The organism is Cyclobacterium xiamenense (genome assembly GCF_900109255.1).
Taxonomy (GTDB): Bacteria; Bacteroidota; Bacteroidia; order Cytophagales; family Cyclobacteriaceae; genus Cyclobacterium; species Cyclobacterium xiamenense.
On the sequence record NZ_FNZH01000002.1, the window covers coordinates 527675 to 548466 of the forward strand.

Annotated in this window: 18 protein-coding genes; 13 read left to right on the forward strand and 5 right to left on the reverse strand. The window is 50.3% G+C overall.

Annotated features, from left to right (window positions below):
• The first annotated feature begins 95 nt into the window (after positions 1 to 95).
• Genes BMW71_RS07045 through BMW71_RS07060 form a run of 4 tightly spaced genes read left to right on the forward strand, consistent with a single transcriptional unit; the run spans position 96 to position 3224 of the window.
• Positions 96 to 1145, forward strand: coding sequence for a DHH family phosphoesterase (locus tag BMW71_RS07045; RefSeq protein WP_092171396.1), 1050 nt, complete (start codon positions 96 to 98; stop codon positions 1143 to 1145).
• The gene (locus BMW71_RS07050) at positions 1129 to 2058 is read left to right on the forward strand and encodes an FKBP-type peptidyl-prolyl cis-trans isomerase (RefSeq protein ID WP_092171399.1); all 930 of its coding nucleotides are present in this window, start codon (positions 1129 to 1131) and stop codon (positions 2056 to 2058) included. The genes BMW71_RS07045 and BMW71_RS07050 overlap by 17 nt, the downstream gene beginning before the upstream one ends.
• 45 nt (positions 2059 to 2103) lie before the next feature.
• Positions 2104 to 2640 carry an FKBP-type peptidyl-prolyl cis-trans isomerase gene (locus BMW71_RS07055; protein WP_244891107.1) on the forward strand — a complete coding sequence of 179 codons (537 nt, stop codon included), beginning with the start codon at positions 2104 to 2106 and terminating at the stop codon, positions 2638 to 2640.
• Between the two features lie 20 nt (positions 2641 to 2660).
• A complete protein-coding gene (locus tag BMW71_RS07060; RefSeq protein ID WP_092171401.1) occupies positions 2661 to 3224 on the forward strand; it encodes an FKBP-type peptidyl-prolyl cis-trans isomerase in 564 nt (187 codons plus the stop codon).
• A 315-nt stretch (positions 3225 to 3539) separates the two neighbouring features.
• Here BMW71_RS07060 and guaB read toward each other — a convergent pair whose 3' ends face one another.
• The 3 genes from guaB to BMW71_RS07075 form a co-directional block, all read right to left on the reverse strand.
• A complete protein-coding gene (gene guaB / locus BMW71_RS07065; RefSeq protein ID WP_092171404.1) occupies positions 3540 to 5018 on the reverse strand; it encodes an IMP dehydrogenase in 1479 nt (492 codons plus the stop codon).
• Positions 5019 to 5159: 141 nt separating this feature from the next.
• The gene (locus BMW71_RS07070; protein WP_092171407.1) at positions 5160 to 5825 is read right to left on the reverse strand and encodes an SGNH/GDSL hydrolase family protein; all 666 of its coding nucleotides are present in this window, start codon (positions 5823 to 5825) and stop codon (positions 5160 to 5162) included.
• Complete coding sequence (locus BMW71_RS07075) at positions 5822 to 7012, reverse strand: RsmB/NOP family class I SAM-dependent RNA methyltransferase (protein WP_092171410.1); 1191 nt, start codon at positions 7010 to 7012, stop codon at positions 5822 to 5824. The genes BMW71_RS07070 and BMW71_RS07075 overlap by 4 nt, the downstream gene beginning before the upstream one ends.
• Positions 7013 to 7132: 120 nt before the next feature.
• Here BMW71_RS07075 and BMW71_RS07080 point away from each other — a divergent pair, with 120 nt between their 5' ends.
• Genes BMW71_RS07080 through prmC form a run of 3 tightly spaced genes read left to right on the forward strand, consistent with a single transcriptional unit; the run spans position 7133 to position 8632 of the window.
• Positions 7133 to 7417, forward strand: a complete 285-nt coding sequence (locus tag BMW71_RS07080) for a hypothetical protein (protein ID WP_092171412.1) — start codon at positions 7133 to 7135, stop codon at positions 7415 to 7417.
• Positions 7417 to 7782, forward strand: coding sequence for a magnesium citrate secondary transporter (locus tag BMW71_RS07085; protein WP_092171415.1), 366 nt, complete (start codon positions 7417 to 7419; stop codon positions 7780 to 7782). The genes BMW71_RS07080 and BMW71_RS07085 overlap by 1 nt, the downstream gene beginning before the upstream one ends.
• A 10-nt stretch (positions 7783 to 7792) precedes the next feature.
• The gene (gene prmC / locus BMW71_RS07090) at positions 7793 to 8632 is read left to right on the forward strand and encodes a peptide chain release factor N(5)-glutamine methyltransferase (protein WP_092171418.1); all 840 of its coding nucleotides are present in this window, start codon (positions 7793 to 7795) and stop codon (positions 8630 to 8632) included.
• On the opposite strand, the gene BMW71_RS07095 is transcribed toward prmC, so the two are convergent.
• Positions 8624 to 9559, reverse strand: a complete 936-nt coding sequence (locus tag BMW71_RS07095; protein WP_092171421.1) for a hypothetical protein — start codon at positions 9557 to 9559, stop codon at positions 8624 to 8626. The two genes, prmC and BMW71_RS07095, sit on opposite strands and share 9 nt — an antisense overlap.
• Here BMW71_RS07095 and BMW71_RS07100 point away from each other — a divergent pair.
• Genes BMW71_RS07100 through BMW71_RS07110 form a run of 3 tightly spaced genes read left to right on the forward strand, consistent with a single transcriptional unit; the run spans position 9558 to position 12781 of the window.
• Positions 9558 to 10070: a 3-hydroxyanthranilate 3,4-dioxygenase gene (locus BMW71_RS07100; protein ID WP_092171424.1), complete on the forward strand. Its 513-nt coding sequence runs from the start codon at positions 9558 to 9560 to the stop codon at positions 10068 to 10070. The genes BMW71_RS07095 and BMW71_RS07100 overlap by 2 nt on opposite strands.
• 43 nt (positions 10071 to 10113) lie before the next feature.
• Positions 10114 to 11394, forward strand: a complete 1281-nt coding sequence (gene kynU, locus BMW71_RS07105) for a kynureninase (RefSeq protein WP_092171426.1) — start codon at positions 10114 to 10116, stop codon at positions 11392 to 11394.
• Positions 11395 to 11428: 34 nt separating this feature from the next.
• Positions 11429 to 12781, forward strand: a complete 1353-nt coding sequence (locus BMW71_RS07110) for an FAD-dependent oxidoreductase (RefSeq protein ID WP_092171429.1) — start codon at positions 11429 to 11431, stop codon at positions 12779 to 12781.
• 5 nt (positions 12782 to 12786) lie between these two features.
• Here the strand turns inward: BMW71_RS07110 and BMW71_RS07115 are convergent, their stop codons facing one another.
• On the reverse strand, positions 12787 to 13695 hold the full coding sequence (locus BMW71_RS07115) for a 1-aminocyclopropane-1-carboxylate deaminase/D-cysteine desulfhydrase (protein ID WP_092171431.1): 909 nt from the start codon (positions 13693 to 13695) through the stop codon (positions 12787 to 12789).
• A 66-nt stretch (positions 13696 to 13761) separates the two neighbouring features.
• On the opposite strand from BMW71_RS07115, the gene BMW71_RS07120 reads away from it, so the two are divergent.
• The 3 genes from BMW71_RS07120 (at position 13762) to BMW71_RS07130 (ending at position 20749) form a co-directional block, all read left to right on the forward strand.
• Positions 13762 to 14796: an RluA family pseudouridine synthase gene (locus tag BMW71_RS07120; RefSeq protein WP_092171434.1), complete on the forward strand. Its 1035-nt coding sequence runs from the start codon at positions 13762 to 13764 to the stop codon at positions 14794 to 14796.
• A 491-nt stretch (positions 14797 to 15287) separates the two neighbouring features.
• The gene (locus BMW71_RS07125; RefSeq protein ID WP_092171437.1) at positions 15288 to 19634 is read left to right on the forward strand and encodes a hypothetical protein; all 4347 of its coding nucleotides are present in this window, start codon (positions 15288 to 15290) and stop codon (positions 19632 to 19634) included.
• An 86-nt stretch (positions 19635 to 19720) separates the two neighbouring features.
• Entirely contained in the window at positions 19721 to 20749 is a 1029-nt protein-coding gene (locus BMW71_RS07130; RefSeq protein WP_092171439.1) for a phenylalanine--tRNA ligase subunit alpha, read from the forward strand.
• Positions 20750 to 20792: the final 43 nt, after the last annotated feature.

Here is a 20792-nt window from a genome sequence, read left to right on the forward strand (position 1 = left end):
CCTGAGCCCATGGAAAATGCCATTGGGAATTTCAGAAAATTATGCGGAACTTTGTCGTCCGTGTTTTTGAAAAACACGGCAGTCAACTATTACACATGCAGAAATTAGATCTATTTAAAGAACAGATTTCATCCGCTTCGTCCAAAAGAATTATCATCACCACCCATCATAAACCTGACGCAGATGCCCTGGGATCCTCCCTGGCGCTTGCGCTTTATTTGCAAAAGAAAAACCACCAGGTAACGGTGGTCACGCCTTCGGACTACCCTTCTTTTCTTCACTGGATGAAAGGAAACGAACACGTGGTAAATTATGAAGACGCACAGCAGGTGGAACGGGCCCGGGAACTGATACGGGAAGCGGATATTATCTTTTGTCTTGATTTTTCAAACCTCGGCCGCTTGCAAGGGATGGAAAAATCCGTGCGGGAGGCGGATGCATACATGGTAAACATCGACCATCACCAAGATCCCGACGATTTTGCAGATTTTTGTTTTAGCAGTACCAAAGCGGCTGCTACCTGCGAACTCCTGTACGACCTGATCGTGAAGGTAGGTGACAGGGAATTGATCGATAAAGACATTGCGGAGTGCCTTTACTCGGGCATCATGACCGATACTGGTGGCTTCAGGCATCCCAATACCACGAAAAACGTGCACCTGGTCACGGCTGAATTGATTGATCTGGGAGCCGATAATTCGAAAATTTCCCGGTTGATCTACGACACCTATTCGGTCAATCGACTCAAATTTCTTGGTTTTGCCCTTACCAGAAGGCTGACCATTTTGCCGGATTTAAACACCGCCTATTTCGGAATCAGTAAAAAGGACCTGAGGAAGTACCAGTCGCAAACCGGTGATACAGAGGGGCTGGTCAATTATGCCCTTTCCCTCGATGGAATCAAGATCGCCGCCCTCTTTACCGAGCGAAAAGATGGCGTGAAGATTTCCTTTCGCTCCTCCGAAGAGGTGGCTGTAAATAAGTTTGCCGCCACCTATTTTGAAGGCGGGGGGCATAAAAATGCCTCGGGGGGCATTTCCAAACTTCCCCTGGAGGAAACCATACAGCGTTTTGAAAAATTAGTAAGCGAAAACAAACATATTTTATTCAATCAATTAGCATTAGTCGATGAGAAAAATCAATAATCTAGTTTTAGGTGCCCTTATGCTGGCCGCGAGTACCCTGATGTATTCGTGTAAAAAGACCGAAACGACTTCCGACGGTATTGAGTATACCTACGTGAAGCAAGGAGACAAAGTGACCAAAGATGGGGAATTTGTCGTGTACCATTTTACCGCCAAAACCGGCAGCGATTCGCTGTTTATATCCAGCTACGATCAGCCGGTACCTCCTTATTTGCAGCACCTGGACTCTGCCGAGGCAAGGACCGGAATTGACGAAATTTTCCTGAATCTCAATAACGGTGACAGTATTGTTGTAACCTCTACCGCGGAGAAAATCTTTACCCCGGAAGGCGTTCCCCCGTTTTTGGAAAATGACGAAACGGTGACCATTCATATTGGCGTCATCAACGTACTCGAAGAGGCCGTTTTTGAAGACTACTTCAACGACCTGGTGGCAGCGCAACAAAAAAAGCAAGCCGAAGAGGCGGGAGTAATGCTTGAAGAGGACGTAAAGACCATCGAATCCTACATTGAAGAAAATAATTTAGAGGCAAACAGGACGGAATCGGGTCTCTTTTACGTCATAGAAGAAGAGGGTTCCGGAGCGCAGGTAGAGCAGGGAGATAAAATCTCTGTAAACTATACCGGCTACGTACTGGACGGAACCGTATTTGACACCAGCGTGGAGAGCAAAGCAAAAGAGGCCAACACCTACGATGAAAACCGCCCTTACGAACCCTTTACCTTTAACGTAGGCGAAGGAATGGTGATTCCGGGATGGGACGAAGGATTGCAGCTACTGAAGAAGGGTTCCAAAGCCAAACTATTGATCCCTTCACCGTTGGCATACGGTCCCAGTCAGCGTGGAGCGGTCATTGTACCCAACTCCATCCTGGTTTTCGACGTAGAAGTAACAGACGTTGAAAAGCAATAAGGCAGCCGCTCCACAAAGCGAAGCCACTTAACCAAAATTACTACCATGAGAAAATTCCCATTCGTTTTGGCACTACTGGCCGCCCTGGGTTCCTGTATCTCCGACGAGGAAAACCTGGATGTACAATTTGAACAGGATCTTCAGAAAATCGAAGAATACATTCAAACAGTAGATACCGAGTATTCCCGTAGGGAGACGATCGAAGAAACCGGTATTGTGCTTTTATTTACCGAAGAGGTGGAGTCTGATGAATTACCACAGGTACGGGATTCGCTCTTTGTCAATTACACGGGGAAGTTGCTGGACGGTACGGTATTCGATACCTCCGTTGAGCAGGTAGCTCAGGACAATGGGGTATTCAATGCCAATCGAACCTACGAGCCCTTCCAGCTCATTCTGGGGATATCGAATGTTATCAACGGCTGGCATTGGTCACTTTCCCAAATGAAGGAAGGGGAAAAAGCAATCGCCTTGATCCCGTCGGCCTATGCCTATGGTAGTCAGGCCAATGGCCCGATTCCCGCTAACTCGGTGTTGGTGTTTGATCTTGAATTGGTCGAAGTACGACCCTATCAGCCCTAATTATCAGAAAGCATCCTTCCATGAGAAACGTATTTAAGTTAGTTAGTTTATTTTTTGTTGTTTTGCTGGGTTTTTCCTGTGAAGATCAGTTGAACCGCTTTGGTGGTCCGGTCTACGACCGGGAGGGAAATCTCGCGATTGATCGTGAAATCATCGCAGACTACCTGGAAACCGCACCGTACGATAGTCTGTATCGGATACATGATCCCTCCGGAGTAGTGGTGATCGTAACCGAGGAAGGAAACGGTTCCCGACCGGAATCCGGCAATGTGGTGTATGCAAACTATACCGGCTACTTGCTGGACGGTAGTGTGTTTGACTCAAATAGGGAAGATGTGGCTCAGGAAAACGGCATTTATGATGAAGAGCGGAATTATAGAATCTTTTCGTTTTTCGTCGATCTGCCTCCCTCTCAGGGGGGAGCGATCCAAGGCTTTAGTCTGGGCTTCAAACGCCTGCGAAGCGGCGCGAAGGGAAGCATCATCATTCCTTCTCCCTACGGCTACGAAGACAATGAAAATGTGCCCAGGGTACCGGCAAACTCCGTACTGGTATTCGATGTGGAATTTCTGGGAATGGATTAGCGAGCTGGCATACCTACACTAGCATGCAAAAGAACCCGGTTTATCTGGGTTCTTTTGGTTTATTCGAATCCCAACACCAGCCAGGGGTAGGCTGAAAACGTCGAATCCACGACGGAAAGCTTGAAGAATACCGCCGACTTGCCATGGAAAACAGGAGATTACCGGTGCAGCATGTGTTGATGGCGCACAAGGGCGCAGTGGCTGGGATTTTTCCCCGTTGCAGGAGTTTCTGATACATAAAATCAACCGAACACCAAAAAAATCGGCTGTCTCTCCCGATGAGACAGCCGATTGTTCGCCTTAACGGCTTTTCGCTTACATTTTTGCGCTATAGTTGGGCGCCTCTCGGGTGATGCTGACGTCGTGGGGATGGGATTCCCTGACACCAGCGGCGGTAATTTTGACAAACTTGCCCTTGTTCATCAGGTCTTCGATGGTGGCGGTTCCGCAATAGCCCATGCCGGCGCGCAGTCCTCCTACCAGCTGATACAGCACTTCGGAGACCAGCCCCTTGAACGCAACCCTTCCGACGATTCCTTCCGGAACAAGCTTCTTGACATTGTCCTCGGCATCCTGAAAATACCGGTCCTTCGACCCCGATTCCATGGCATCCAGGGAACCCATTCCCCGGTAGGATTTGAATTTTCTACCTTCGAAGATGATGATTTCTCCCGGAGCCTCTTCGGTACCGGCCAGAATGGAACCGATCATTACCGAACTGCCTCCTGCCGCCAGGGCTTTTACCACGTCTCCGGAATAGCGGATACCCCCGTCGGCGATTACCGGTACGCCTCTTTCTTTCAACACCTTGGCACACTCCATGACTGCGGACAATTGGGGCATGCCTACGCCGGCGATTACCCGCGTGGTGCAGATACTACCGGGACCTACGCCCACCTTGACGGCATCTGCTCCGGCATCTGCCAGGGCGATAGCTGCCTCGGCAGTCGCAATGTTTCCAACGATCACCTCCAAATCCGGGAAGGTAGCTTTGATCCGTTTGCAGGTTTCGATCACACCTTTGGAGTGCCCGTGTGCGGTATCAATGGACACCACGTCCACGCCGGCAGCTTTCAGGGCTTCCACCCGGTCCACGATGTCCGGTGTCACACCCACCGCTGCGCCTACGCGCAACCTGCCGAATTCGTCCTTACAGGCAAATGGCTTGTCCTTCCGTTTAAGAATATCCTTGTAGGTGATCAGCCCGGTTAACTTGTAGTCTTCGTCTACGATGGGCAATTTTTCAATTTTGTATTCCTGAAGAATCTCTTCTGCCTGTTCCAGGCTTATACCGGCTTTTGCAGTAAAGAGATGGTCTTTGGTCATGATTTCCCGTACCGGTCGATTCAGGTCTTTGATAAAGCGCAGGTCCCGGTTGGTGATGATCCCCTTCAGGTAGCGATCCTCATCGACTACCGGTATGCCTCCAATGTTGTACTCGCTCATGATCGCCTCCGCATCCCGAACCAGCGCATCAATATTCAAGGTGATGGGGTCCAGAATCATCCCGCTTTGCGAGCGTTTGACCTTGCGAACCTGTGCCGCTTGCATGTCAATTGACATGTTTTTATGAATAAAACCCAGTCCACCTTCGAGTGCAATGGCAATGGCTAACTCCGCTTCGGTGACGGTGTCCATAGCTGCTGAGACCAGCGGAATCTCCAGTCGGATATTTCTGGTAAGTTGTGTGGAGGTTTTGGTGTCGCGTGGGAGTACCTCGGAATATCCGGGTACAAGAAGCACGTCGTCATAGGTGAGTGCTTCGAAGAGGAATTTATCTGTATGTGGATTCATGGCAAATGGTTAGTAACCCTATTTGCCCGTCAAAGATACGCTGTTTTTTCCATGCAAATCAATACTTGAAAGAAAAAATATATACGAATGGTCCCGGATCGGGCCCGTTCGTGGAATTTTCTTTGGATTGTTGCCTCCGGCTTACGGATTCAGTATTTGCCGGGTCAGCCGCTGGGAGATGACGGCCATTCCCAGGTCATTGGGGTGCCTTCCCACACTTTCGGTGGAAAAGTCTCCCAAGGCCATGTAGCGCGCCTCTTGGCCGAGGTCCGAAAGTTCGACTACTTCCCAGCCTTGTTGGGAAGCGGCATGCCGCAAGTGTTGGTTTACCTCCGGGTTGGGCCAGAAGGTAGTGGTGAGGATCACCCTGGCTTCTGAGGGGACCAGGTAGGCGGAAAAATCTTGCAAGGCTTCCGAAAAATTCCATTCCCGCAACGCGGATGGAGATACGTTTTCGCCCAGACGGATGACCAATAGGTCCGCATCAAACTCCCTAAGCTCCTGGTACTGGGACTGGTCCAGGCTGGCAAACGATCGTTCAAAGGGGAATACGTTTTCACGAATCATTTCCAAATCAGGCATATGGAGCTGGAGGCTGTCCTTCAGCCTGGAAAAATAGTCCCTTTCCGGCGAGCTGGCCGCCATTCCCCAGTCGGCATTCCAGCCAATGGCCGGTTCGGGTGGGTGATAGGTGATGCTGTTGCCGATGACCAGAATTCGTTCGATGGCAACAGGTGGCGCTTCATCCGATTCGCAGCCTGCCAATCCTACTGCCAGTACCAGGAAGTAACGAAAAACACACCTCATTCCCTTTTCCTCAGTTTGGCGATGTAAAAGCCATCAAAACCACTTTCCTGTGCCAGTACCTGATTCTCTTCCAACAGCTCAAAGGCAACTCCGGCAGGGCTTTGTAAAAATGCCTGCACCTGCTCGTTGTTTTCTGCCGGCAAGATGCTACAGGTGGCATATACCAACAATCCCCCGGGCTTCAACATGGAGGGGTATTGGGCCAGGATGTTGCGCTGTACTTCCCGAACGCTGGCAATGGATTCCGGGCTCACCTTCCATTTGGTGTCCGGGTTGCGCCGAAGTACCCCCAATCCCGAACAAGGAACATCCAGTAAGAGACGGTCGGCACTTTCCTGAAGACGCTTGATGGTTTTGCTACCTTCGATGAGTCGGGTTTCGATGATGGAAACCCCGGCTCGGCGCGCCCGAAGTTTGGTGTTTTTAAGCTTCCATGCTTCGGTGTCCATCGATAAGATGCGGCCCTTGTTTTCCATAAGTGCTGCCAGGTGCAGGGATTTTCCTCCGGCTCCTGCACAGGCGTCAATTACCCGCATGCCTGGTTCGGCATCCAGGGCCCGGGCCACCAGCTGGGACGAAGCATCCTGTACCTCAAAGAGGCCTTCTTTGAAAAGGGGGGTGCGGAACACGTTTTTTCGTTGCTGGAGGATCAGGGCATCCGGGTAACCCTTGGCGGGTTGGCTGCCGATATCCAGCGCCTCCAATTGCTCCCGTAGCTTGGATCGGCCGGTTTTTAGTGTGTTTACCCGCAGTACGACTTCCGCAACCTGGTTGAGAGCGGTAAGTTCATCCGCCCAGTTGTCTCCCAGTTGCTGCTGGCCCATTTCATCCAGCCAATCCGGTATGGATTGCAACAGGGCCCGACTGCTGATTTTTTCTTTTTTTCGGGCGATGGCTTGTGCGTCGATTCCCTTGAATTCCTTCCAGTCCGGCAATGCCCTGCCTTGCTGTACCCAGTAGGTGCCAAACCACTGGTAGTAATCCTTTCCCGGACTCAGGTGTTCAATCAACCGCTTCCAACGGACGATTTCGTAAACGCTTTCGGCGATAAATGCCCGATCTCTGGCGCCCCACTTGGGGTTTGATTTTAAAACACGTTCGATCACTTTGTCGGCATAGTGGTTATTGTCAAAAATATCTTCTAGCGCCCGGACTACTCCGTTGACCGTATTCGGAAAAAGCTTCATAAATCATCTTTGGTATGTGCTGGCAAATATACGTAAATTTACCAGGGAAAATGGGCGGCCCACCGCACAGAGCCTGGCGGGACTTTTAGAAATTGGCCTAATTTTGGTAGATTTGAGCCTATGGGAGAAAAGAAATGTCCTCATTGCGGTAAATGGTCCGACTGGAACCAGAATTATACCGATACCTGTACCCACTGTGGCAAACCATTGGGAGGCACCGACCTGGAATACCAGGAAAAGAGAGCCGCCCAGGAAAAGGCCAACGAAGAGCAATGGGTTTTTTACATAAAGGAAAGCGACAGTACCCTGTTAAAGCGATTAAAAACCGCCGGCAATTTTTTCTACACCATCTACATTGCCATCATCACCTTTATTGCCTGGCTAATCGCCGCCTTACCGGGATAATGCCTGTTTACAGCAATCCCTGGTTTTTACTTCCGGCCCTAACGTTCTGGATCAACCAATACCTGGAACGGGTGCAAGGGATTTATTTTCCTCTGGTGCACAGTTACCTGGATGATTTGTTGGCCATGCCGGTAATTTTGGGTTTGACATTGCAGCTGTACCGCTGGATTCATCCCAGAAAGGAGCGCCTGGTTTTTTCAATCAAGCAGGTGCTGGTGGGGTTTTTGTACATCAGTCTGTTATTTGAAGTATTGCTACCGGCCTGGTCAGCCACCTATGTTCGCGATCCATGGGATGTTGGCTGTTATTTCCTGGGTTCGGTGTATTTTTACGGGCTGATCAATAAAAAACAGAACGAAACGTAATCATCCAGTTATGGCCATTAAGCTTAAAGCGATACATAAGCGCTATAGTGGAGAATTATCCACAACCTATCTTCCAGAGGAGGCGGGCAGTCTGGCAAGCTGGCTGATGGAGGCCTATCTCGGCACAAGGGCCACCGATCTGCTTTCCGACAGATCGGTAGAAACCATTCCCCCGGCCATGGAAGCGGCGCTCAATCGGCTAATGCAGGGTGTCCCCATTCAATACATTCTCGGAAAGGCGCCTTTTTATGGGAGGGAATTTCTGGTGGGTCCGGAGGTGCTGATTCCCCGGCGGGAAACGGAGGAGCTGGTGCACCTGATTGTAAAAAGTGCGTCCGGAAAAATGAAGGTTCTGGACCTCGGTACCGGGTCGGGCTGCATCGGCATCAGCCTGGCGCTGGAATGGAAGGAAGCCAGTGTGACCGCGCTGGATAACAGCCCGGAGGCCCTGGCGCTGGCCCGGAAAAATGCCACCCTTCTGCATGCATCCCTGGATTTTGTGTTGGCGGATATGTTGGCCCCGCGTTTGCCGCTTGGAACCCTGGACCTGATGGTCAGTAACCCACCCTACGTTCGGAATCAGGAAAAGGCACACATGCATCCCAACGTACTCGATCACGAGCCGCATGGGGCCCTGTTTGTTCCAGACGAGGATCCGCTGCGGTACTACCGGGCCCTGGTCCGTCATGCACGGAACCATCTCAAGACAGGGGGCCTATTTTATGTGGAAATCAACGAACAGTTTGGTACTGAGGTAGCCAGCCTGATGGAGGAGGCGGGGATGACGGCGATTCGTATCTACCAGGATTTACAGGGTAAAGACCGCATTGTCTGGGGGCAACTATCCTGAGTCGCTAGCAGCGGCGCCCAGCCAAAAAGGACGGTTGCTGGAAAAGGCATGCAGACCCTCTGTCAGCTCCAGGCTGGTAAGGTACCGAATGGGAAAGATTTCGCTGCCTTCGGGTGAACGGTGTTCGATAAGCTGTCCCTCTTCTCCAAGCACCTGAATGGTGCAGGCAGGCAGCCATTTTTTTAGACGACCGTCTTTGGCCGGGAAATACCGCACGCCACTGTTGAAGAAGACAAGATCCAGTTGGGCAAAATACGGCTCCAATTGGGAACAGTGCAGCGGGTCAAAGGGCAGGATATTGACCGCAGCATGCCCGGATCGGATCAGAAAATCCAGGGCGACAGGCAGGTAATGCGCTTTTTTGGCCGGAAGAAAACGCAGGGGGAACTGTTCCTCCGCCAGGTTGGGATGTTGTTTCGCAAAGTTGGGATCGGCCAGGACCACATCTACCTTGATGCCCGTTGAGTTTACTTCTTGCACGTTTTCTTCGGTGACGAGGATCGTCGGAACCCATTCCAACAATTGGGGAAGTTCCGGAATGTTCCAGTCCGCCGGACCAAGTAGCAACAAGGCCGGTTCCTGCTGTTCGCGTACTACGTGGTGGGAAGACATGGATGCATCATGGATTTTTACAGCGAGCGTGTCGATAGTCGGGGCAAAACTACGTAATTTTCCCTTATTTTCATCGGAGAGGGCGTTTTTGGGTGTTGGTTTCGAATATTCCCCCGCTGATTCTTTGTAAAAAAGAATTGCTGCAGTACTTCGGGTGTAAAATTGGATTTTTTTTATAATTTTGACAGCGAGACGCTGGACGAAAAATCGGAGAAAGCGAAGGTTGATCGCGGAGCCTCGCTGGGATTCCCGTTGCCTTCTATCGGTGCTATCCGGTGTTCCGAGGAGAATGTTCACATAAATTACAGATGCCATGCCCATTTCCCAACCAATTAATATTACCAAATGGATTGACGATAACCGCCACCTGCTCAAACCCCCGGTAGGAAATCAGCAGATGTACCTCAAAAACGAGGATTTTATCGTCATGGTCGTCGGCGGTCCCAATGCCCGAAAAGATTACCATTATAACGAAGGGGAGGAATTTTTCTACCAGGTGGAGGGAGATATTACCTTGAAGGTGGTGGACGAGGGCGTCATGAAAGACATACCCATAAAAGAAGGAGAGGTGTTTTTATTGCCTCCGCGAACCCCCCATAGCCCGCGCAGACCAGCCAATACCGTTGGCCTGGTCATTGAAAGGTACCGCAACCCGGGAGAAAAGGACGGATTTTTGTGGTTTTGTGAAAACTGCGGGCATAAATTATACGAGGAATACGCAACCATCACGGATATCGTCAACCAATTGCCTCCGATTATGGAACGCTTTTGGGCCCACCCCACGCATACTACCTGCGAGAAATGCGGGACCGTTATGAAGAAATAGCAAGGGTCACTTCCGTCACCACCTTGCCTTTACCAACGAACCTATGCCCAACGCTGCCTACGAGTTAACCCGGGAATTTGCCGAGGAAATGGATAAAAAAGATCCATTGAAAGGCTTTCGGGATCAGTTTTTTCTTCCCCAAAAAAAGGGGAAGACGGCCATCTATTTTTGCGGCAATTCCTTGGGGCTGCAGCCCCGCACGGTGGCCTCCTACCTGGATGCCGAACTGCAAAAATGGGCGGATAAGGGCGTTGACGGTCATTTTGAAGGGGAGGTGCCCTGGGTGGATGCACGCAAGCCATCCAAGCCGCAGCTTGCCCGTTTGCTGGGCGCAGCGCCCGATGAGGTGGTGGCCATGAATGGGCTCTCCGTTAATTTGCACCTCTTGCTTGTCTCCTTTTACCGTCCGCAGGGCAAACGATTCAAGGTGCTGTGCGAAGCGGGAGCCTTCCCCTCGGATCAGTACGTACTGGAATCCCAGGTCAGGTACCATGGGTACCAGCCGGACGAAGCCCTGCTGGAAATTGCACCGCGACCGGGAGAACACCTGCTCCATACGGCCGATATTCTGGAGACGATTCGCCATCACAAAGAGGAACTGGCCCTGGTCATGCTTCCCGGAGTGCAGTACTACACCGGGCAGTGCTTTGACATGGCAGCCATCAGCAGGGAAGCGCGACTTTACGGAATACCGGTGGGCGTTGATTTGGCGCATGCCATCGGCAACGTACCCTTGTCCCTGCATGACTGGGAGGTGGACTTTGCTACCTGGTGCAGTTACAAATACCTGAATGCAGGCCCTGGGAATGTGTCCGGCATTTTTGTTCACCGCAAGCATGGCAAGGATCCCGGAATTCCGCGGTTTGCCGGATGGTGGGGGCATTTGGAGGAAAAGCGTTTTGCGATGGAAAAGGGCTTTATCCCCATGTCAGGGGCGGATGGCTGGCTCTTGAGCAACGACCCGGTATTTGGGTTGGCGGCACTGCAGGCATCCCTGGATATTTTTGAAGCGGCCGGCATGGAAAAAATACGGGCAAAATCTGAACTATTGACCGGTTATCTGGAGTTTGTAATCCGTGAAACAATTGCTGCCCGGGATGTGTTAGAAATAATAACCCCTTCAAAACCAACGGATAGAGGGTGCCAATTGTCGCTTCTTGTACACAAAGGAGGCAAAACACTAGTCGATACATGGACTAAAAACGGACTGGTAGCCGACTGGAGAAATCCCAACGTGGTTCGGCTCGCACCCGTACCGCTTTACAACAGTTTTCAGGATGTCTACGCATTTGGAGAGATCCTGTCGGAATCGCTGAAACATTAGCAAGTGAAGGTCCAATAACCTATTGAACAACATCATGAAAGAAAAAATTGACCTATTGGGGGCAGGATTGATTGGTTCCCTGCTGGCCATCTACCTGAGAAAAAGAGGCCTGGACGTTTCCATTTACGAAAAGCGCAAAGATTGGCGGAAGATGGATTCATCCGGTGAAGGGCGCTCAATCAATATGGCCTTGAGTTTCCGGGGCTGGAAAGCCCTGGAAAAAGCCGGTATCCGTGAAAAAGTTTTGCCCTACACCCAGCCCATGTACGGAAGGAGGATCCACGACGAGCATGGAAATACGTTTTTCCAACCCTATGGGAAGGACAACCAAGCCATCTATTCCATTAGTAGAAATTCCTTCAATAAGCTTTTGTTGGACGAAGCGGAGGCGCAGGGGGCCCGGCTTCATTTCGAACACAAGGTGGAGCACGTGCAGGTAGGCAACCGGGAAGTCAGGTTTAGCTTACCGGATGGTAGTGCAAAAACCGTCCGATCTGAGGTGTTGATCGGTTCGGATGGTGCCTATTCTTCTCTGAGGAATGCCTTCCAAAGCCAACTTCGCTTTAACTTCAAACAGCAATACATTTCCCACGGCTATAAGGAGCTATCGATTCCTCCTGCACCAAACGGGGACTTTGCCATGGATCCAAACGCCTTGCACATTTGGCCCAGGGGCAAATTTATGCTAATTGCCTTGCCAAACCTGGACAAATCCTTCACCTGCACCCTGTTTTTACCTTTTGAAGGATACAAAGTGAGTTTTGAAAACATACACGACGATCAGGACGTGGACCAGGTGTTTAAAACGCATTTCAACGATGCCCATGCGCTGATGCCAAATCTTCTGAAAGATTTCCGGAGAAATCCCACGGCGGCCTTAATCAATACCGAATGTTATCCCTGGACCGAAAACAATGCCCTGTTGATCGGGGATGCAGCCCATGCCATGGTGCCGTTTTACGGGCAGGGCATGAACTGTGGTTTTGAAGACTGCTACATTTTGGATGGATTGGTGGAAAAATACGGCACGTTTTCCTGGGATTTGGTTTTTGAAAAATTTCAGAAAGGCAGAAAACCCGACACCGATGCCATCTGTCAGCTGGCGATGGACAATTTCGTAGAAATGAGTGACAATGTGGCCGATCCGAAATTTTTGATCCGAAAAAAGATTGAAGCACGCCTACACGAACTCTTTCCTAAAGAATGGGTGCCCTTGTATAGCATGGTTACCTTTTCGGACATGAAGTATTCGGAAGCGTATGCTATCGGAAAAATACAGGAGAAAGTAATGGACCAAGTGATGCGTGATCCACTGATCACCCAAAACTGGGATCGGCTGGATTACGAAGACATCCTGCATCAGGTCGAAGTCGCCGGTGCCGTTTGATGCAATCAAAGCTGCGATCCATGCCGCTCGTTGAATCCCCGAATTCCTTGTAACCCTCCCGTATGCAAGACCAGTAAGCGGCTGCCTTTCGGGAAATGATCTGCCTGGACCAATGCCAGCAGACCCCATACCATTTTCCCGGTATATACCGGGTCCAGGGGTAGTTTTGCCTGCAGGCGCATGTCTCGGAGAAAATCAATCAGCTCTGTATTGAACCGGGCATAGCCGCCAAAGTGGAAGTCTGTGCGAATTTCCCAGGTGCAGCGGGGCTGAATTCCGTGCGTATGCATGAGTTGGGCTACCTCCTTGCGAATAAAGTCGCCTTTGAGTGCAGAGAAACCAAGGACCTGTTGCCCGGGCCGTGCACGACTGGCTACGCCTGCAAAGGTGCCTCCGGTACCCACGGGCAAGGCGATAACGTCCATGGACGTGTCGGCTCCCGTCAAAATTTCCTGCGTGCCCTGAATGGCCAGCGCGTTGGTGCCGCCTTCAGGGATCAGGTAAAACTCCCCAAATTTCCGTCCGAGTGACTCCAATAGGGCTTGGGATTGTTTTTCCCGGTATTCCGAGCGCGAGAGCAGGTGTAATTCCATGCCGTTTTTGACGGCGTCGGAAAGGGTCGGGTTGAGGGGCTGGGAGATTTCTCCCCGTATGAGACCAATGGACCGCAGTCCAGCCTGCTTGCAGGCGAAAGCAGTGGCATGGATATGGTTGGAATAAGCGCCTCCGAATGTTAAAACCGTTTTAACGTCCTGCTTTATTGCTTCCCGGATATTGTAGCGTAACTTGTAGTACTTATTGCCCTGCAGGCTGGGATGCATCCGATCCAGTCGCTTTACCGTCACCTGCACCTCCTTTTCTTCAAGAATAGGCAGGTGAAGGGGTTGGTACAGGGGACTATTGGCAGGTTCCAAGGGAAATAATTTGGTGATTTTGCGTTAAAAGTCTTATAGTTTTTTATCATATCCTAATTTTGTGCCATGACTGAATCCCACGACGAAGAATTGCCCGAGGAGGAATCCTATTTTGAGCCCTACGAGCTGCGGGTAGATCCCGGGCAGCGGCCCTTGCGTATCGATAAGTTTATTACCGACAAAGTGGCCAACAGTACCCGAAACAAGGTACAACAAAGCATTTCTGCAGGGATTGTCAAAGTAAATGGGCTGCCTGTAAAAGCCAATTACAAAACGAAGGCTGGAGATGTCATCTATTTCGTATTGGAGCGGAGCCGAAAAGATACGGACGTAATTCCGGAGCGCATCCCATTGGATATCCGCTACGAAGACGATCACCTGCTAGTAGTCAACAAACCGGCGGGTATGGTGGTGCATCCGGCGCACGGAAACTGGACCGGTACGCTGGTCAACGGGCTGGCGTATTACTTCAATCAACTTCCCGAACTTCCCGGCAATACAGGCAGGCCTGGTTTGGTTCACCGAATCGACAAGGATACCTCCGGCTTGCTCGTGGTGGCTAAATCCGAACAGGCGATGGCGGACCTTGCCGGCCAGTTTTTTGATCACAGCATTCAGCGAACCTACCTGGCCCTGGTATGGGGCGAGCCGGCGACCGCCGAAGGGACAGTGGATGTTTCGATAGGCAGGGGGATAAAAGACCGAAAAATCATGCAGGCCTATCCGGAAGGTACCGGAGGAAAATCGGCCGTCACCCATTGGAAGTTGCTTCAAAAGTTCCGATACGTGAGTTTGATAAGTTGTTCCCTGGAAACCGGCAGAACGCATCAAATACGCGTGCACATGAAATACATTGGGCATCCCTTATTTAACGATGCCGTATACGGCGGGGATAAAATCAGAAAGGGCACCCAATATGCCCGGTACACTTCCTTTGTCCGCAATTGCTTCAAACTCATTCCCCGACAGGCCCTGCATGCACAATCGCTGGGTTTTATTCACCCCATCAGCAGGGAACAGCTGTATTTCGAGTGTGAATTACCCGAAGACATGGCCTCAGTGATAGAAAAATGGCGAAATTACGTTCAAGTCGACGGTTGACAGTTATTGATTTGTTAATCGAAAGTTTTAAATCGGCGGAATTTTTATAGAAATGACTCGTTTTTGGTCAAAGAATTGAACGATCTGAAAAAATCTACATTTTCTGATGAAAATATTTCTTCCAAAGGCGAGTTTTATTACATTTGAGGAATCAAAACAAAATTTGGTAACTCCTCGTGATGAGTAATGGTTCTGAATTGATTTTGAGTCTATCCTGTAGGATGTTGAAATTGGCAGACAAGCCCTCCTGTCTCGGGGGTGGAGGATCCGGATTTATCCGGTGTACTGGATAAAGCACACATCGAGCTCAATGTGTTGCCTAACAGCTCCGTGGAGGTTCGAGTCCTTCTCCTACAGCGGTTTTGTGAAATCCGGCAACTTTCCTTTTACGGAAGTTGCCGGATTTTTTTTGTCAAGACCCTGTTATAAAAGCTTCTTTTGTCTGCAAATTTTGAATAATATCCACTTTATTTTGTATTCTTGATCCGGAAATGGAGGAAGAAAACGTACATACCAAGCAGGAGAAAAAAAACCGGGGACGCACGTTGAAGGTTTTGGGTGTCCTCTTGCTCCTGGGCTTGCTGTTGCAGGCAACCTTGTATTTTGGTGGAGACTGGCTTTTTAGGGAATTCATCAAGCGACAGGTAGCCGAAGTCTCCCAGGGAAAGTATGCCGTCGACTTTGATCGGATTTACCTGTCGCTTTTTCAGCGGGGTATTTTTGTCGAGCGTTTTTCGCTGACTCCGACGGATCCAGCCATTTTTGATGCAGAGAAAATCCCCTATTACCGGATAGCCATCGATCAATTGGATTTGCTGGGTTTGGGCTATTCCCGAACCTCCGGCCGGCTTTCCATTGGTACTTTGCGCCTGACTTCGCCAAGCGTACAATCCCGCCAAAAGTCCGGAGAGGCAGAGGAAAGCGAGGAGAGCCCCCTGCAATTGCTCGAAAACGAGATTCAAAAATCCCTGGGTACGCAAATCCGGGAGATTGTGGTCGGGGATTTTTACGTGGATCAGGCCAATTTGCTGATAGAAAACTTCATCAGTCAAAAGTCGATTTCAGCCTCAAATACCAACTTGTACGTCAGGAACATTCAGGTCGGTGGAGAACAGCAAGTGGCCCTGCCATTTGGACTACAGGGATTCCGCCTGGATTTTGACGATTTTGAGATCGTGTTATCCGACAGCATACACCGGGTTACGGCAGCGAAGGTAGCGGTATCTTCCCTGGACAAGCAAATCAGTGCCCAAACCTTGCAGGTGGTTCCGGACCTCGAAAAGTCTGCCGATGTCTACTACGAAATTTCCCTGGACCAACTTCTACTGGAAGATGCAGACATCATGGAAATGTTTCGGACAGCAGAGGTCAAGGTGGGCTCACTGAACCTGGAGGGCCCCGATTTTGTGCTGTATACCGACCGCACAGCCCTGGAAAACGAACGAAGAACGACGGATTTGTACGAACTGATTCGGGACGTGCTTACCTCTATTTCCGTAAAGGACCTTACCATTGACCGGGGGCAATTTCTGCAGCGAGGCGTCAATAACCCCAACAAAAATCGCATAGAAGCCGAAGATATCCATTTTTCCATGGACGAAGTGTATATCGGACAGGATGAAGCGGTGAAAGAAAATAGCTTCTTCTACTCCAGGGATGCAGTTTTAGAAATTGACCGGGCCAGGATATCCCTGGCGGATGAAATTCATTGGGTGACCGGGCGGAATATCTACTTGTCCTCCGCCGAAGACCGGGTAACGATCAGTGAGGTGGAAATCAACCCCATTGTAGACGAAGATAGCCTCACCGATATCTCCTTGTTTGAGGTCAAAGTACCCCAGTTGGATTTTGCCAACGCCAACCTGAGAAAAGTGTACAACGAGAAAATAGTGGATATCGGGGAACTCATGATTCGGGCACCCAAAGTGGCTATTCGAGATATTCTGGGAAGCTCCGGGAACCCAGAAGAAGCCCCCAAGCTTTCCTCCCTGCAGGAGCTAACCCAGGGTTTTTTAAAAGCCATTTATATACAGCGATTGGAAATGGAGGAAGGAAGCCTGGTGCTGGACAACCACCTCCGGGTCCGGCAGGATAGCCTTTCTTTTGGGAAAATCGATTTTGTACTCGAGAATTTTCAGCTGGACGAACAGCAACGCAGCGACTCCTCCTCCAGAATTTTTCTGGCAGAAAACCTCCAACTGGAGATAGAAGACTACGCACTCAAGCTGTCCGATAACCTGCACCTGTTTTCCGCAGACAGAATCCGTATCGATACCAGGCAAGAGCAACTGCTAATCAACGGCTTTCGGCTACAGCCCCATTCTCCCGAAGAGGTGCTGCAACTGTTGGAACGGTACGGAAGGACCACCGTCCTGGACATAGAAATACCCGAATTTCTGGCTACAGGTGTAGACATCAATCAGGCTTATTTCCAGGAAAAGTTATTCATCAACCACATCGATATACCTGGCCCGGATATCCAATGGACCAAATACATTCCAAAAGACGACGAAGAGCAGGCAAAATTGGAGCGCGGCGATATTTTGAACCTAATCACCAATTATTTCTCGGAGGTACGGATCGACTCCCTGAGTATCAATGAGGGTTCGTTTGTCTACGACAACTTTGCCAACGAACGGTTTCGGTCTTTTGCAGAGAACGATATTGCCGTCAATATTCGGAATTTCTACCTGGATGAAACCGTAGATCTTGCCGATAACCGCACCCTGTTTGCGGAAGAAGTGGATGTAAACCTAAAGAATTACCTATTCAATATTGCCAACGGAAAATACAGCATCGTGGCCGAACGAATTACGTTCAATTCTGCCCGAGAGGAAATCAATACCTTCAATGTACGACTTAATCCCAACCGCTACCTGGACTCCAAGGTAAGCATTGAAGCCAGCATCCCAGAGTTGAGCTTTCGGGGGGTAGACCTGGAAGCCTTTTTGTTTGACAATACCTTGTCGCTCTCCCAGTTGAAGCTCACCGATGCAGGAGTGAAATTGTCCATTAACAGAGCCTACGGACAGGAAGAAGCCGATACAGACGAAGAAGAAGAGGAAGAGCAAAGCGCCGGCCGCAACCTGCCCAAGACCATCGAGGTCATCCAAATCGATTCCATTCTGACTTCCAATGCCTCCTTCAATGTGGCCTATTACCAGGAAGGAAAAGACCTGGATTTGATCCGGACAGGCATCAACTTATCCGTCGCAGGCTTTCTCCTGGACTCAGCCCGGCTTTCCGAGGGAGACATCGCCAGCTTTTTCTCAAACATTAGCCTGGAGGTGGATGACTTTTCCCTGGCCTTAAAGGATAGTATTCATACGCTGAATTTTTCCAGGATCGGATTTGATTCGGGGGAAGAGGAGATTTTGGTGGAAAATCTGCGGATCCTGCCCAATCAGCTCGAAGGTATACGGGGCGTACCCATCATTCGGGCCAATGTTCCTCGGGTTTCGATCAACACCCGTTCCCTGCAGAGTTTTCAACGCACGGGAAGCCTGGATGTGTCGCTTCTCCGACTGACTGACCCGGAGGTGCGTATTTACCTGGACGAAGAGGAAGCTATTACGCTGCTGCAGCCAGAGCAGGAAAAAGAGGTCATTCAAAAGGTTTTGGAGCAGTTGCTTATCCGCGATTTCTCGCTTACCGGGGGGAGGTTATCCCTCTTAGACAAGGCAGATACCAGCAGAGTGACGGCTTTTCAAAACCTTAGCCTGATGCTAAGCGACTTGAATTTTGATTTTACCGAAAAGCAGAATATTTCTTCGGCGTTTTTTTTCAACAAAGACTTTCAGTTCGAGCTCAAAGATTATGAATTGGAGCTACCGGATAGTTTAAACATGCTGCGGATTGGTCGGGTATTGATTTCCGAAAATGAACTCGAACTTAACGACCTTCGGTTTTTCCCAAAAGGGGGAACCTACGCCTATGCCAGGCAGGTGGGCAAGCAAACGGACGTAGCAGACGTGTACATCCCCCGGCTGCTGGTCGAGGGGTTGGATGCGAGTAGGTTTATCGCCGAAGAAAAACTGATCGCGCGGTCCATGACCGTTTTCTCTCCCTATGCCGAGATATTTCGGGACAAACGGGTTACCGAGGACACCACCGTTGTGAAACCCATGCCTCAGCAGGTAATGGAGGCGATGGGCAGGGTATTCGATCTGGATACCCTGATCGTAACCAACGGACGCCTCCTGTACCGGGAATTTCCGGAAAAAGGAATGGTCCCGGGTGAGATTACTTTTGGTCGGATGAATGCGCGCATGTATCCTTTTCGTCTGGGGCCGATCGAAGAGGAGCGGGATTCGGCCCTGGTGGAAGCGAGCTTTCAGATCAACGATACAGCAGAACTGGACGTGGACCTGTCCATGCGCTTCGTTTCCCCGTACCCCATATCCGTGAAGGCCCGCGTGGGTGCGTTTGAACTGCCGGTCATCAATTCCATTTTGGAATCCAATGCTTTTGTCACCGTAGAACGAGGGCTGGTTCGGGAAGGGGAATGGCAGTTTGTCGCCGATCAGGATCATGCCATTGGAGAGATGACACTCAAATACAACGATTTGAAAGTAAGGCTACTGGAAGAGCGAACCTTGCGGGAAGCAGGAGGCCGAAAGGGTATCCTTACCTTTGTGATCAATGCCCTCGCCATGCGGAAAAACAATCCCCGGCCCATTTTCCGGCGCCTGGTTGCTTCGCCCATTTATTATGAGCGCGTTCACCATAAATTTGTCTTCAATTACCTCTGGAAAGCCACGTTTTCCGGACTCATGGGAAGTTCAGGTCTGATGCAGCCAAAGATTCCCCGAAAAGAGGAGGAGGAAGGGACGCAATAGCACGAAAGCGCGTTTCCCTGTTTTAAATGGTAGGTGGCCTCAATAATTTATTTTAGATTTGCGCTCGTAAAAAGACCAAATTGTACATGCAAAGCCAGAAAATAGAGCAGATCAAGGCTAAAATAGCTGCGGCGCGTGCCGAAACGGCGGCAGAGCTGGAAGACTACCGGATGCGGTTTATTAGTAAAAAAAGTGTGGTTGGAGCACTCTTTGCCGAAATGAAATCCATCCCCAACGAGCAAAAAAAAGCATTTGGACAAGCGGTCAACGAGGTAAAACAACTGGCGGAAGAGAAATTCAAGGAACTGATAGATGCCGTGGAGAGCGGTTCGAAGGGAAAGCAAGGCCCCCGACCAGACCTTACCCTGCCTCCGACCACCTGGCCTGTTGGAGGTATTCATCCCCTGACGGCTACCCGGCAACGCATCGTGGAGATTTTTGAGCGAATAGGCTTTAACCTGTCCGAAGGGCCCGAAATAGAAGACGATTGGCACAACTTCACGGCGTTAAATTTCCCGGAAAATCACCCGGCCAGGGAAATGCAGGATACGTTTTTTATTGAAAAGAATCCGGACATCGCGTTGAGAACCCATACCTCATCCGTTCAGGTGAGGGTCATGGAAAACCAAAAACCGCCCATCCGGACCCTATCGCCGGGAAGGGTGTTTCGCAACGAGGCGATCTCCGCCCGGGCACATTGCATTTTTCACCAGGTGGAAGGATTGTATGTGGACGAAAACGTGAGCTTCTCCAACCTGAAACAAACCCTGTATCATTTCGCAAAAGAAATGTTTGGAAAGCACACACAGGTGCGCTTCCGGCCTTCCTTTTTCCCGTTTACCGAGCCCAGTGCGGAAATCGATATTTCCTGCCAGCTCTGCGGGGGCAAAGGATGCAACATTTGCAAGGGTACCGGTTGGGTGGAAATTGGCGGTTCGGGCATGGTGGATCCCAACGTGCTGGAAAATTGCGGCATCGATTCGGTGAAATATACCGGATTTGCCTTTGGTATGGGTATCGAACGAATTGCCATGCTCAAGTACCAAATCAACGACCTGCGGCTGTTTACCGAAAACGACATCCGCTTTTTGCAACAATTCAAGGGATTGCTCTAAGCTTTTCTTGCGGGCTCCCCATGTTGGCGCCGCCCAAAGGTGT

Coding starts and splice junctions, on each gene's coding strand:
- BMW71_RS07095 (WP_092171421.1), bottom strand. CDS start 9,559: ATGGCATCTGTAATTTATGTGAACATTCTCCTCGGAACACCGGATAGC.
- BMW71_RS07110 (WP_092171429.1), top strand. CDS start 11,429: ATGAAAGAAAAAATTGACCTATTGGGGGCAGGATTGATTGGTTCCCTG.
- BMW71_RS07055 (WP_244891107.1), top strand. CDS start 2,104: ATGAGAAAATTCCCATTCGTTTTGGCACTACTGGCCGCCCTGGGTTCC.
- BMW71_RS07060 (WP_092171401.1), top strand. CDS start 2,661: ATGAGAAACGTATTTAAGTTAGTTAGTTTATTTTTTGTTGTTTTGCTG.
- BMW71_RS07045 (WP_092171396.1), top strand. CDS start 96: ATGCAGAAATTAGATCTATTTAAAGAACAGATTTCATCCGCTTCGTCC.
- BMW71_RS07075 (WP_092171410.1), bottom strand. CDS start 7,012: ATGAAGCTTTTTCCGAATACGGTCAACGGAGTAGTCCGGGCGCTAGAA.
- BMW71_RS07070 (WP_092171407.1), bottom strand. CDS start 5,825: ATGAGGTGTGTTTTTCGTTACTTCCTGGTACTGGCAGTAGGATTGGCA.
- BMW71_RS07050 (WP_092171399.1), top strand. CDS start 1,129: ATGAGAAAAATCAATAATCTAGTTTTAGGTGCCCTTATGCTGGCCGCG.
- BMW71_RS07120 (WP_092171434.1), top strand. CDS start 13,762: ATGACTGAATCCCACGACGAAGAATTGCCCGAGGAGGAATCCTATTTT.
- BMW71_RS07100 (WP_092171424.1), top strand. CDS start 9,558: ATGCCCATTTCCCAACCAATTAATATTACCAAATGGATTGACGATAAC.
- prmC (WP_092171418.1), top strand. CDS start 7,793: ATGGCCATTAAGCTTAAAGCGATACATAAGCGCTATAGTGGAGAATTA.
- BMW71_RS07125 (WP_092171437.1), top strand. CDS start 15,288: ATGGAGGAAGAAAACGTACATACCAAGCAGGAGAAAAAAAACCGGGGA.
- BMW71_RS07080 (WP_092171412.1), top strand. CDS start 7,133: ATGGGAGAAAAGAAATGTCCTCATTGCGGTAAATGGTCCGACTGGAAC.
- kynU (WP_092171426.1), top strand. CDS start 10,114: ATGCCCAACGCTGCCTACGAGTTAACCCGGGAATTTGCCGAGGAAATG.
- guaB (WP_092171404.1), bottom strand. CDS start 5,018: ATGAATCCACATACAGATAAATTCCTCTTCGAAGCACTCACCTATGAC.
- BMW71_RS07130 (WP_092171439.1), top strand. CDS start 19,721: ATGCAAAGCCAGAAAATAGAGCAGATCAAGGCTAAAATAGCTGCGGCG.
- BMW71_RS07085 (WP_092171415.1), top strand. CDS start 7,417: ATGCCTGTTTACAGCAATCCCTGGTTTTTACTTCCGGCCCTAACGTTC.